Here is a 12,324-nt window from a genome sequence, read left to right on the forward strand (position 1 = left end):
GGTCTTCCATCGCGAACCAGGGGTATGATCATGAAAACCACCTCACAAATCTTCCGCTCTTTGTTGGGAAGCCTGTCGAAACAGGGTGTTGCACGGCAGGCCAGCTCGACGCCGACGCTCGTTGGCCTCGGCAGGGTGGGCGGCGCCATCCGACGGCGCGCCGTTCGCTGAACCATGTCCGCATCGCTGGTGGGCCGGCCGCGACGTGCTGCGAACATCGGCGTTTGGCCCGGCGGACGCTCTCGATCCTAATCCGAACAGGAAGGTACGCGCATGAGCGGTATCGACGAAGACACCCTGAACAGCCTGGTCGGCAAGCTGCTCGGCGATCTGGGCGGCGCATTCAGCGTCCCGACCGTGAGGATCGGCGTACGCCTCGGCCTGTTCGATGCGCTCCACAAGGGCGGGCCGGCGACTTCGGTCGAGCTCGCCAAGCGCGCCGGCGGCCTTGCCGAGCGCTACGTCCGCGAATGGGCCTTGGCGCAGGCGGCCAACGGCTACGTCGCCTATGATCCCGCTACCAAGCGGTTCGGCCTGACGCCCGAACAGGCGATGATCTTCGCGGTGGAGGACAGCCCGGTCTACCTGACCGGCGCCTTCGATCTGGCCGCCGCGATGATCGAGGCGGAGCCCAAGGTCGAGGTCGGGTTCCGCACCGGCGAGGGCGTCGGCTGGGGCGAGAGCGGCGGGTGCCTGTTCTGCGCGGTCGGCTCGTTCTTCCGTCCGGGGTACGTGAACAACATCGTGCAGTCCTGGCTCCCCGCGCTCGACGGCGCGGTCGCGAAGCTGCAAGCGGGCGCGAAGGTCGCCGACTTCGGCTGCGGCGTCGGCTTCTCGACGCTGACGATGGCCGAGGCGTTCCCCAACAGCCGCTTCAGCGGCTATGATCTCCATGCGCCGTCGATCGCGAAGGCCAACGACCACGCCGCCGCGCACGGGCTGAGCGATCGGGTCAGCTTCTTCACCGCCGAGGCCAAGGCGGTCGAGGAACGCGACTTCGATCTGATCACGATGTTCGACTGCCTGCACGACATGGGCGATCCACGCGGCTGCGCCGCTCACATCCGCGATCTGTTGAAGCCCGACGGCAGCTGGATGATCGTCGAGCCCGCCGCCGCCGACACCGTCGAGGCGAACATCGCCAACCCGGTCGGCCGGCTGTTCTACAATGCATCGACCATGATCTGCATACCGACATCGCTGTCGCAGGAGGTCGGCGAAGCACTCGGCGCGCAAGCCGGCGAGGCTCGGTTGACGGAGGTGCTGACGTCCGCAGGCTTCTCGCACGTTCGACGCGCGACCGCCGGGCCGTTCAACCTCGTGCTCGAAGCGCGTCCATAAGCGGGGTGCGACGCCGCAAGCGTCAGCGTCCCGGCGCCGCCATCAACGCGCGCGTCACGCCGTTGGTCCAGCCGAAGCCGTCCTGCAGCGGATACTCGCCGCCGCCGCCCGGTAGCTGTTCGACGACGTTGTATTTCTCGAGCAGCTTCCCGCTCGCGGCATATTCGCGCGTCACCGTGGCCAACCATCCGGTCTCGATCCGGCGCGACGCGGCGGTCTCGCCGTAGCGCCGGAGACCGGCGATCGCGATCCATTGCAGCGGCGCCCAGCCATTGGGGTGATCCCATTGCTGCCCGGTGTCGACCAGGGTCGTCGCCAGCCCGCCTTCGCCGATCAGCGGCGCGATCGCCACCGCGGTCGCCTTCGCCTGCGCGGGCGTCGCGATCCCGGCGAACAGCGGATAGGCCATCGCCGCGGTTCGCTGCGCCGCGACCCGCCGCCGGTCGAGATCGTAATCGGCAAAGTATCCGCCCGCATTCCACAGGTGCCGGCGGATCGCGGTGCGGCGCGCGTCCGCGAGCGCGTCGTACCGGGTCGCGCACGCGGCGTCGCGGAGCGCCCGGCACTCGGTCGCGATCCGCCGTTCCATGCCGTAGATCAGGCTGTTGAGATCGATCGGCACCACCCGCGTGGTGCGGATCGTCGCCAGCGTCCTGCCGTCCGCCAGCCAGCGCGAGCTGAAATCCCAGCCGCTCTCCGCCCCGGCGCGAAGATCGCGGAACAGCTGGCGGCGGTCGCGCCCCGGCGTGGCGTCGGCGAGCGCGGCATCCTCGCGGTAGCTCTCGTCGCGCGCATGGTCGCGGTTGTCGTAATAGCGGTTGAGCAGCGATCCGTCGGCAAACATGACGACCCGCGCCGCGGTGCTGCCCGGCTTCAACCCCGCCGCGCCGCGCATCCAGAAATCATGCTCCGCGCGCAGCCACGAAGCGCGCCGCGCGCGTGTCCGCGGATCGCGCGACATCGCCGCGATGAGGTAGAAGAAGGGCGGCTGCGACCGGCTGAGATAATAGCTGCGGGTGCCGTTCGGGATCCGGCCATAGCGATCGATCAGGCTGCCGAAGTCGGCGATCATGTCCTCGACCAGGTCCTGCCGGCCTGATGCCTGCAGCCCCAGCATCGTGAACCAGCTGTCCCAATAGTACATCTCGCGAAACCGCCCGCCGGGCACCACGAAGCGCCGGGGCAGGGGGAGCGCGGACGATCCCGCCGGCACCCTCGGCAGCGTGCGCGTGAGGTGCGGCCACAGCCAGTCGATATGCGCGCGCAGCCCCAGCCGCTTGCCAGGCGGTGGGGCGGCCGGCTCGTCGGGGAGCGTGAAGTTGGCGAGCACGAACGCGCGCAGCTTGTCCGCGCTCCTGCAGTCGCACCGAACGTAATCCGCGCGGATCGCGGCGTCCGCGCGCCGCGGCTCGGCATCGGCGAAGGTCTTCGAATCGGCGAACAGCTTCGCCATCTGCAAGTCGTGGAACAGCGCGCCGAACCGCTCGGCCGGCGACGGCACGGTCGCTGCCATCAGCAGCACGCCCATGGCGAGCATCAGGAGACGGATCATGCGCGCTGGCCAAGGCCCACGGCGAAGCGGCGATCGATGATCCACGGCAGCGATCCTACCGATCCGCAATCTCTTGGAAAGCCCGATCTGTCCGCCGGCTGCGTTCGCCGACGCGTCAGCGCGCCGTGATCAACCCTGGTTCTCATAGGCGAGCTGAAGCACGCCCCAATGCGCGCCGGCAACGAAGATCGACGCGATCACCTGTTTCAGCAGGATGACGCCCCCGCCCACCACCGGCCGGCGATACGCCTTCAGGCAGAACGGCGTTTCCGTCCGAACCTGTATCGCGGTCTCGGGATAATGGAAGAACATCCCAGCCCGGGCGTGCTCGCTGTTCCACGTCGGTTGCCCCGGCCGCTGTGGATGCGAGCGTTCGGGCATCGCGACCGCGCCGAAGCAGTTCCGATCGGTGAAGCTCATTCCGAAGAAGCCGGGCAGCTGCCGCGCCGATTCCTGGTGCGGCCGCGCGAGCCGGGTCAGCAGTGCCATCGCCGGGTGGGTGAACAGCGGCGGTTCGCTCCCGGCCAGCGGCTCATAATGTTCCGACATGATCGCCGCCTTGGTGATCTCGCCGCGATCGACCGCCGCCGCCAACGCTGCGGACATCTGCCGCGCGGTTTCCAGCCCGAACTGGATATAGGGGCGATCGGGGATGTCGGCGTCGCTTTCGGCGAGCATCTGCAACAGCCCGTTGGTGTCGTCGCTCACCACCGATACCCGCTGAGACAGGCGTTTCAGCCCGTGCGCATTGTCCGACGACGTGCTCGACAGCGCGCTGAGCCCGCTCTTCACCTCGTCCACCGCCAGCACCATCGAATCGACGCGATCCGCCACCGCCTCGCTGTTGCGCGACAGTCCGTTCATCAGCACGCTCAATCGCTCGACCAGCGTCTCGATATCCTTGGTGCCGCGGTGCGCCGACCGCGCCTTACCGACGCCGACATCGATCTGGTCCAGCATCACATCGGCCTCGCCGGTCAGCGCTGCGATCGAGGTGTTGATCCGGGTGGTCGCCGCCGCGGTCTCGGAGGCGAGCTTCTTGACCTCGGACGCGACTACCGCGAACCCGCGACCCGCCTCGCCGGCGCGTGCGGCTTCGATCGTGGCGTTCAGCGCCAGCATGTTGGTCTGTTTGGCGATGTCGTTGATCGTGGTGGTGACGCGCGCGACCTCGGCCAGCGCCGAGGTGAACGAGCCGAGCCCCTCGTGGATGCGGCTGACCTGTGCGATGAGTTCGACGACATCGCTGGTCGCGGCGTTGATCTGGACGTTGGAGTCACCGATGACGACCCGCGCCCCCGCGGTGTTGACCCGCGCGCCCTGCGCCGCATCGGCGACGTTCTCGACGTCCTGCGCCAATCGGTTCGCCTGATCGCCGACCCCCTCGATCGTCGCCGCCTGCTCGGTGACGCGGTCCGACAGTTCGGAAATGTCCGCCTGCAGATCGAGCGTCCTGATGCCGAGCTCGCCCGACAAACGCGCGGCGCGGGTAACGGTCTGGTCAAGCGTCACGAGTTTCTTCCGATCGCATGGTCAATCCGCTTAACCGGCGAGGGTTAACGCGTCGTTTGCGATGGCGTGAAGATGGCCTGTCGCCGCGATCATGTGCGCCCGCCATTGACATTGAGTGTCGCAAACAGTGGCGCCTTGGTCGGCGTGTGCCCGCAGGGTGACAGGACGAAGCACCTTCAAGCAGACCTGCGCTAAATTACCGTTTGCCTTTCCTGAACAATCGTTCATCAGGCGACTAGATCTTGCTGTCTTGGTCCTGATTAGCCGCGTGGGCGGACCGGCGTCGACAATCCGGAGAAAGCCGTTGCTTGAGCCGCAGTTTGCAAACTCCTCAAGCGACGGGTTCGACCCGACCGGACAGGGGCCTCGTGGCATACTTATCAAAGTCTTAGGCTGGCTATCGATCTTGGCATTGTCGCTTGTGATCGCGGCAGCCTCGATCACGGGGTTCTACACCAAGTGGAATTTCTACAACGACGTACCGGCCATTTCGTTGAGCACCATGCTCGACGGCAACGCGTCCCGCCCGTTCGCCTATCGTCGGTTGATTGTGGATTCGGTCAATGCCGTTGACGACATCACATCGGCGAAGATGGACGAAATGGCGGATCGTGCGCTGGGGATGAAGTCGTCCTATTTCGCATTCCCCTCGGCGGTGGTCGCAAGTCACAGCAAAGCGATGCGGTTCAAGCTGGTGTACCTGCTAACCTACCTCGCCGCGATCGCGCTTCTTGGCGCCGGCTACGCCTTTGCGCGGAGCGAAGGAATAGAACCGATCGCAGCCGGTGCCGGTGCATCGCTTTTCCTGCTCCTGTTTCCGCTGCTGCAATCGACCGGCGGGTATTTCTACGATTATAGCGAGTCGGCCTTTTTCCTGCTTTTCCTGCTGCTTGCGCGCAAAGGTTGGTGGCAGGCGATGCTCGTCGTCGCCTTGCTCGCAACCTGGAACAAGGAAAGCTTCTTCTTCTTTGCGGTCACCGCTTTCCCGCTGTTGCTCGAGCGCAAGTCGCTGCGCACGTCCGCCGTGATCGTCGCCGCCTGCATCATCGTCGCCGGTCTGACCTACGAAGTGCAGCGGATCCGGTTCGCGGCCAATCTCGGCAGCACCGCCGAAAGCCACATCGCAGACCAGTTCCACTATTTCATGACCGGCACATTCCTGGTTCGCGCAGAGACCACCTACGGCCTGCGCCTGCCGCATCCGTTCAGCTTGCCCTGGATCGTCGCGATCGGGACCGCTGTCGCGATCGGCTGGCGATGGGTGACGGTGGCGATGCGCCGGCAACTCGCGCTGGCGGCGTTGATCAACATCCCTCTATTCTTGCTGTTCTGCGCCGCCGGCGAAGCGCGCAACCTCAGCATGCTCTTCCCGGGTCTGCTCGTCGTCATCGCGGCGGCGTTCCAAACCGTCGCGCTGCACAGCAGCACCTTCCGTTCTGCAAAGGCGATATCATGATCGTTTGGATCCTCCTTGGCGTCACGGTCGTGCTGACCGGTTGCGCGCAGATCTGTCTGAAGCTGGGGATGCAATCGGCGCTCCTCCATGCCGATCCGGCGCGCGGGGCCTTGGGGCTGGTCCTCGCTGCGGGAACCGAATGGCGACTGCTCGGTGGCCTGACGCTATACGGGCTGTCGACGGTGACGTGGCTTTTCGTGCTCTCCCGACTGCCGCTGTCGCTGGCCTACCCCTTCGTTGGCCTGAGCTTTGTCACCGTGGCGGTGCTCTCGGCCACCCTGTTGGGGGAGCGAATCTTCCCGCTGCAGGCCGCGGGTACGGCGCTGATCGCGATCGGCGTCGTTCTCGTCGCGGTGTCGGGCAGGAGCGAGGGGCAAGCGGCAACCGATCGTCTCGGCACGGGGAGCGGCCGGTGAGCGCGCAACGGCCCGTGGCCGCGCAAGCGGGTGACACCACGCCGCTCTGCGTCGATCTGGACGGTACGCTGATCCACGGGGATCTGCTGCACGAGGCGTTGGTCGCGACATTGAAACAATCGCCGCTTTCCGCCTTCGGCATGATCGCGGCGATGGCCCGCGGCCGCCTCGCGTTGAAAGTTTTCCTGGCGCGCGAGGCGCCGTTCGACCCGGCCTTGCTCCCCTATCGAACCGACCTGATCGATCATTTGAAATCGGAGCGGGCGGCGGGTCGTCCGATCCATCTGGTGACCGCTTCGCCCAAAACATGGGCGGAGCAGACCGCGGCCCATCTCGGCATCTTCGACGCCGTCCACGGGTCGGAAGGCGTCAACCTGAAGGGGCCGGCGAAGGCGCACCTCCTCGCCGAGAGCCACCCGAGCGGCTTTGATTATGTCGGGGATGCCAAGGCAGACATCCATGTCTGGCAGTACTCGCGCCATGTATTGCGCGCGGGGCACGGCACCCGGGTTCGGTTGCCCGAGCCGCTCGTATCCTTTCGCGACTTCCCGGTGCAGCGTAAGAAACCGATGCCGCTGCTCCGCGCGATGCGACCGCATCAATGGCTGAAGAACATCCTGATCTTCCTGCCGCTGCTCGCGTCCCACCAGATCGGCAACATAGGCTTGGTCGGCAATGCGATGCTGTCGTTCATCGCCTTTTCGCTGGTGGCATCGGCCACCTACCTGCTGAACGACATGCTCGACATCGCGTCGGACCGGTCGCACCCCCGCAAGCGCGAGCGGCCCTTCGCATCGGGGGAACTCTCGATCACCGCCGGCGTGGCCAGCGGGATCGTCCTGTTCGCCGCGGCGCTGCTGATCGCGCTGTTCGTCGGTCCCGCTTTCCTAGTGGTGCTGCTGGGCTATACGGTGGTGACCACCGCCTATTCGGTACGGTTGAAGACATCCATGCTGATCGACGTGTTCACGCTCGCCGCGCTCTATTCGGCGCGCGTCGTCGCAGGCGCGGCGGCGACCGGTGTTCGGCTATCGGTGTGGCTGCTCGCCTTCTCGATGTTCCTGTTCCTGGCACTGGCAATCGTCAAACGGTGCGCCGAACTGGTTGACCGGGCAAAGTCGGCGCAACAGCGACTGACCGGACGCGGCTATTTCGGCGCTGACCTCGCGGTCCTGCAGTCGCTCGGCAGCGCCAGCAGTTTCTCGGCAGTCCTCGTCCTCTCGCTCTACGCTGCCCAACCCGAGGTCAGCCAGCTCTATGCCAATCCGGCGCTGCTGTGGCTGATCGGCCCGGTGTTGCTCTACTGGTTTAGCCGAATGATGCTGCTCGCCCAGCGCGGCTACATGCATGACGACCCGATCATCTTTGCGCTGAAGGAACGCAAGAGCCTGATCCTGATCATCATCTCCGCGCTCCTTGCGGTCGCCGCCGCCAAGCTCGATTTCTCGACGGGATTGCTGCTTCCAAGCCGCTGAGCGGCCGGGAGTATGGCTGCTAAACCTAGTCCCCGCTGCTCGCGAGCGCCGTAAGGAGGGGGGAGAGGGCGGCCTGCAGGCGGTCGGCGGTTCTCTTCAGCTCCTTCGCCTGCGCGGTGGCACCGCCGGCGACCGCGCCTGCCTTGCCGAGCGCGTGGCGCGTGCCCTGGTAGAAATGCTCTTCGAAGCGCGGGTCGTCGCGCTGGGCCAGATCGCGGAGCGTATCGTCGGGGCGGACGTCGGCGTCGGGCGCTACCAGCGGTGCCGCCGCGCCGATCCGGGTGTCGAGCACGATCCCGACCAGCTGAGCGAGCGTGCGGGCGCCGGCCTCCTGGATCAGCGGATTCTGCAGCGCCGCGGCGGCCTGATCGGGCGAGACGTGCAGGGCGTGCCGCGGCTCGGCGAACGCGGGCGACGAAGTGGCAGCCAACAGGGCGGCGGCGAGGACGAGACGCATCATGACCTCCGATGAACAACGCGCACAGGGCGGACGACTCCGCCGCGAGCACACCATAGATGCGGCAGATAGCGCCGAATTACAATGCGGTGGCTCACGATGGTTGTCTTTTGTAACTAGCGAGGGCATGCTCGTTCGAACGGGCCGCGCGGCACGACGCGATGGCAGAGGGCATGAGGAGAGTGGCATGGCGACGGATCAGGGCGGCTTCATCTGGTACGAATTGATGACCACGGACGTGGGCGCCGCATCGGCCTTCTACGGCGACGTCGTCGGCTGGTCGGTCGATGCGCAACCGTCGGGCGGCGGCGCGGTCGATTATCGGATGATCAACCGCGGCGACGGCGGGTTCGCGGGCGGCGTGCTCGGGCTCACGCCGGAGATGACCGCGAGCGGCGCGCGGTCGGGCTGGTTCGGCTATGTCCATGTCGATGACGTCGATGCCGCGGTGAAGGTCTTCACCGACGCGGGCGGCGCATTGATGATGGACAACACGATGGAGGGCGTCGGGCGGATGGCGCTGCTCACCGATCCACAGGGTGCGCCGATGTACGTGATGAAGCCGACCCCGCCAGCGGACCGGCCCGATGCGGTCAGCGACGTGTTCTCCTACGACAAGCCACGGCATATCCGCTGGAACGAGCTCGCGACCAGCGATCAGGACGCCGCGATCGACTTCTATGCGGGGTTGTTCGGTTGGCGCCAGGACGGCGCGATGCCGATGGGCGAGATGGGCGACTACAAGTTCCTCTACCGCGGCGACGGGATGATCGGCGCGGTGATGAGGAAGCCAGAGGGCATGCCGCAATCCGCCTGGATCTACTATATCGGCGTCGACGACATCGATCGCGCGCTCGCGGCGGTGGCCAAGGGCGGCGGCGCGGTGCTGCATGGCCCGAACGAGATCCCCGGCGGCGAACACTCCGCCACCTGCGTCGATCCGCAGGGCGCGCCGTTCGGGATCGTCGGCCCGCGCGTGCGGGGCTGAGGGCATGTCGCTCGCCCTCTATGCGCACCCCTTCTCGTCCTATTGCCAGAAGGTTCTGGTGGCGTTGTGGGAGAAGGATCTGCGCTTCGTCTATCGCAGCCTGGAGGAGCCGGGGGTGCGCGAGGAGCTGGTCGGGATCTGGCCGGTCGCGAAGTTCCCCGTGCTGGTCGACGACGGCGCCACGGTGATCGAGACGAGCATCATCATCGAGCATCTGGACCTCCACCATCGTGGCGCGGTGCGGCTGCTGCCCGATGATCCGGCGGAAGCGCTGGAGGTGCGGCTGCTCGACCGTTTCTTCGATCAATATGTGATGAACGCCGCGCAGGTGGCGGTGAGCGAATCGCTGCGCAGCGCGCCCGATCGGCTCGACGAGGCGAAGCGCAGCGCCGCGGGTGCGCTGGATCTTGCCTATGCGTGGCTCGAGCGGCGGCTGGAGGGGCGCAGCTGGGCGGCGGGGGATCGCTTCTCGCTGGCCGATTGCGCGGCGGCACCGTCGCTCTTCTATGGCGATTGGGTGCATCCGATCGGCGACGATTGTCCGGGTCTCCGCGCCTATCGCGCGCGACTGCTGGCACGCCCGAGTTTCGCACGGGCGGTGGAGGAGGCGCGGCCGTATCGCGCCTATTTCCCGCTCGGCGCACCGGATCGCGACTGAGCGGGATGGGGCACGCTATCTGTGCTCCGGCGCAGGCGGGATCTACGCAAACTCTTCCGGAACTCCGGATCAAGTCCGGAATGCCAGAGGGTCTGGCTGCTGCGAGGTTGCCGCGGGACACATGTTGCAACGAACCGATCGGAACGGCAGGCGGATCGCCGGGATCGGACCGTTAATCCGTGCGCGCGAACACGATCCGACGATGGTCGCGGTCCACCTCGCTCAGCCGGACGGTGACCGCGTCGCCCGCTGTCAGGCCGGCCGCAGCCACCCGCGCGACGACGGGCAGGTCGCTCAGCCTGATCCGCGCGGCATGCGCGTCGGCCTCGACCACGACCGCGGCGAACGTCTTGCCGACATCGGGCTCGAGCATCACCGCCTCGGCCAGGTCGAGTACCGCGCGATCGATCTGCCCCTGCCGGGCGCCCGCCCTCGCCATTACCGGCGGCAGGGTCGCGAACGCCGCCGTGACGTAATCCGGCGCCGCGCGGCCGTTTGCGATCGCAAGCGTCGCCATCACCACGTAGCGATCGGCAAGCCGCCGCAGCGGGGCGGTCGCATGCGCGTAGGTCGCGCCCATCGCGGCGTGCCAGGGCGTCGCCGCCGGATCATAGGGCGCATAGCTCGCACCCGATCCGGCGCGGCGGATCGCCAGCATCATCGCGGCATCCTTCGCCACCGCGGGGTCGAGCGCGCGTTCGAAGTCGCGGAGCGGCCGGTCGCCCGGCCAGGCGATGCCGGTGGCCGCAGCGGTGATCCGCAATCGCGCCTCGGTGGCGGCATCGGGCTCGGGCATGATCCGGAACAGCCCGGTATGATGCGCGAGCAGCGCGTCGGCGACCGCCAGATTGGTCGCGAGCGACAGCGCGGCGTTGCGGTCCTCCGATTCCAGCCGGGGGCGGAACGACAGCGCGAAGCCGCCGCCCTCGACCGCCTCGACCTGCTGTTCGGGCGGATCGACGCGGGAGGCGCCGCGGCGCTGCTCGGCGGCCGCGATCCGGCGCGACAGATCCTCGAATGGCGGCGGCAGATCCTCGGGACGAACCCGGTCGTAGGCCAGCTTGGCGCGGCTGCGGACGATCGCGCGCTCGGCCCCGTCGAGCCGTACCTCGCCATCGGGCGCGACCCGCACCGCGAACACCACCGCGGGGCGCGGCCCGTCGGGCAGCAGGCTCGCCGCCCGTTCGCCGAGCGCCGGCGGATAGAGCCCGGCCTTGCCGTCGGGCAGGTACAGCGTCTCGCCGCGCCGCCACGCTTCGGCGTCGATGGGGTCGCCCGGCTCGACGAACCAGGCGACGTCCGCGATCGCGTAGCGCAGCACCAGGTCCGCGCCGCTCGTCTCGATGCAGAATGCCTGGTCGAGATCGGTCGACGTCGCGGGGTCGAGCGTGACGAAGGGCAGGTCGAGGCGGTCGACATGATCGGCCGGCACGCGGCGGGCGGCGGTCTCGGCAGCGGCGAGCACGTCGGCGGGGAAGCCGGCGGGGACCTGGAACTCCTGGCGGATCGCCGCGAGGCCGGTCGCCAGCGCATTGTCGGGATCGGCGAGCGCTTTCACGGCGTCGGTCCTACACGCAACCCGGGCAGTTCCAAACCGCGCAGCCCCCTTGGCAGCGATGGCGAGGTGTGTAGGTTCGCCTGCATGCGCATCGTTTCGACAGGCGCGGCCACGCAGAAAGGATGGGCGTGATGCCGGACGACAGGATCGGGCAGGGCGAGGAGATGGTCCGCCGCGCGCGCGGCGTGGCCGCCGGGCTGGCCGATGTCGGCCTGACCCAGGCCGAGGAACTGCTTCGCCGGCTGTCTCCCGAGGGCCGTGCCCAAGCCCGCCGCGAGAAGGAGGCGCGCGCCCGCCGGCAGAAGCGGCTGCTGCTGCGGCTGGCGCTCGCATCGGTGGCGTCGCTGCTCGCCTGGGCGGTGCTCGCCGCCTTTCTGGTGCCGGGCGCGGCGCTGGCGATCGCGGCGGCGATGATGGTGTTCCTCGGCGCGCTGATCATCGCCCGCGCCGATCCCACGGTTCGCGGCCGCGCGGCGCTGGCCGAGGCCGGGCTGCCCGATCTCGCAGCCGAGACGACGATCTGGCTCGCCGCGCAGCGCCGCGGGTTGCCGGCGCCCGCGGTGCAACTGGCGGACACGCTGTCGCGCCGCCTCGACGAACTCGCGCCACAGGCCGCCCGGCTCGATCCCCGGAGCCCCGCCGCCGATGCGGTCCGCAAGCTGATCGCCACCGAACTCCCCGATCTGGTGGAGGGCTGGCGCGCGGTGCCGATCCACCGCCGCAGCCTGCCGCAGGCCGACGGCCGCACGCCCGACGCTCAACTGACCGACGGGCTACGCCTGATCGATGCCGAACTCGCGCGGATGACCGATCAACTCGCCGGCGGCACGCTCGACGCGGTTACCGTGCAGGGCCGGTATCTCGAACTGAAATACGGTGACGGCCGCCCCGGCTGAGCCGCCAGCAATTCC

Annotated in this window: 10 protein-coding genes and 1 pseudogene; 7 read left to right on the forward strand and 4 right to left on the reverse strand. The window is 67.9% G+C overall.

Annotated features, from left to right (window positions below):
* Window positions 1–273 precede the first annotated feature (273 nt).
* A complete protein-coding gene (locus ACT009_RS15250) occupies window positions 274–1,341 on the forward strand; it encodes a class I SAM-dependent methyltransferase (RefSeq protein ID WP_445191911.1) in 1,068 nt (355 codons plus the stop codon).
* A gap of 22 nt (window positions 1,342–1,363) precedes the next feature.
* Here the strand turns inward: ACT009_RS15250 and treF are convergent, their stop codons facing one another.
* A complete protein-coding gene (gene treF, locus ACT009_RS15255) occupies window positions 1,364–2,893 on the reverse strand; it encodes an alpha,alpha-trehalase TreF (RefSeq protein ID WP_445191912.1) in 1,530 nt (509 codons plus the stop codon).
* Between the two features lie 798 nt (window positions 2,894–3,691).
* Window positions 3,692–4,405: pseudogene (locus ACT009_RS15260) on the reverse strand (methyl-accepting chemotaxis protein); the annotation flags it as partial.
* A 304-nt stretch (window positions 4,406–4,709) separates the two neighbouring features.
* On the opposite strand from ACT009_RS15260, the gene ACT009_RS15265 reads away from it, so the two are divergent.
* From ACT009_RS15265 to ACT009_RS15275, 3 genes are read left to right on the forward strand one after another with little or no spacing between them, the layout of a single operon-like run.
* The gene (locus ACT009_RS15265; RefSeq protein WP_445191913.1) at window positions 4,710–5,861 is read left to right on the forward strand and encodes a hypothetical protein; all 1,152 of its coding nucleotides are present in this window, start codon (window positions 4,710–4,712) and stop codon (window positions 5,859–5,861) included.
* Window positions 5,858–6,277, forward strand: coding sequence for a hypothetical protein (locus ACT009_RS15270; protein WP_445191914.1), 420 nt, complete (start codon window positions 5,858–5,860; stop codon window positions 6,275–6,277). The genes ACT009_RS15265 and ACT009_RS15270 overlap by 4 nt, the downstream gene beginning before the upstream one ends.
* A complete protein-coding gene (locus tag ACT009_RS15275) occupies window positions 6,274–7,752 on the forward strand; it encodes a UbiA family prenyltransferase (RefSeq protein ID WP_445191915.1) in 1,479 nt (492 codons plus the stop codon). Before ACT009_RS15270 ends, ACT009_RS15275 begins: the two co-directional genes overlap by 4 nt.
* A gap of 25 nt (window positions 7,753–7,777) precedes the next feature.
* On the opposite strand, the gene ACT009_RS15280 is transcribed toward ACT009_RS15275, so the two are convergent.
* Window positions 7,778–8,212 (reverse strand): hypothetical protein, encoded by a 435-nt coding sequence (locus ACT009_RS15280; protein ID WP_445191916.1) that lies wholly within the window; start codon window positions 8,210–8,212, stop codon window positions 7,778–7,780.
* A 184-nt stretch (window positions 8,213–8,396) separates the two neighbouring features.
* Here ACT009_RS15280 and ACT009_RS15285 point away from each other — a divergent pair, with 184 nt between their 5' ends.
* On the forward strand, window positions 8,397–9,197 hold the full coding sequence (locus ACT009_RS15285; RefSeq protein ID WP_445191917.1) for a VOC family protein: 801 nt from the start codon (window positions 8,397–8,399) through the stop codon (window positions 9,195–9,197).
* A 4-nt stretch (window positions 9,198–9,201) separates the two neighbouring features.
* The gene (locus tag ACT009_RS15290; protein WP_445191918.1) at window positions 9,202–9,855 is read left to right on the forward strand and encodes a glutathione S-transferase family protein; all 654 of its coding nucleotides are present in this window, start codon (window positions 9,202–9,204) and stop codon (window positions 9,853–9,855) included.
* A 172-nt stretch (window positions 9,856–10,027) separates the two neighbouring features.
* On the opposite strand, the gene ACT009_RS15295 is transcribed toward ACT009_RS15290, so the two are convergent.
* Complete coding sequence (locus ACT009_RS15295) at window positions 10,028–11,413, reverse strand: RNB domain-containing ribonuclease (RefSeq protein ID WP_445191919.1); 1,386 nt, start codon at window positions 11,411–11,413, stop codon at window positions 10,028–10,030.
* 131 nt (window positions 11,414–11,544) lie between these two features.
* Between ACT009_RS15295 and ACT009_RS15300 the strand changes: the two genes are divergently transcribed.
* Complete coding sequence (locus ACT009_RS15300) at window positions 11,545–12,309, forward strand: hypothetical protein (RefSeq protein ID WP_445191920.1); 765 nt, start codon at window positions 11,545–11,547, stop codon at window positions 12,307–12,309.
* The last annotated feature ends 15 nt before the right edge of the window (window positions 12,310–12,324 follow it).

The sequence above is a fragment of the Sphingomonas sp. Tas61C01 genome, from assembly GCF_052567495.1.

Coding starts and splice junctions, on each gene's coding strand:
- ACT009_RS15290 (WP_445191918.1), top strand. CDS start 9,202: ATGTCGCTCGCCCTCTATGCGCACCCCTTCTCGTCCTATTGCCAGAAG.
- ACT009_RS15270 (WP_445191914.1), top strand. CDS start 5,858: ATGATCGTTTGGATCCTCCTTGGCGTCACGGTCGTGCTGACCGGTTGC.
- ACT009_RS15285 (WP_445191917.1), top strand. CDS start 8,397: ATGGCGACGGATCAGGGCGGCTTCATCTGGTACGAATTGATGACCACG.
- ACT009_RS15250 (WP_445191911.1), top strand. CDS start 274: ATGAGCGGTATCGACGAAGACACCCTGAACAGCCTGGTCGGCAAGCTG.
- ACT009_RS15300 (WP_445191920.1), top strand. CDS start 11,545: ATGCCGGACGACAGGATCGGGCAGGGCGAGGAGATGGTCCGCCGCGCG.
- treF (WP_445191912.1), bottom strand. CDS start 2,893: ATGATCCGTCTCCTGATGCTCGCCATGGGCGTGCTGCTGATGGCAGCG.
- ACT009_RS15280 (WP_445191916.1), bottom strand. CDS start 8,212: ATGATGCGTCTCGTCCTCGCCGCCGCCCTGTTGGCTGCCACTTCGTCG.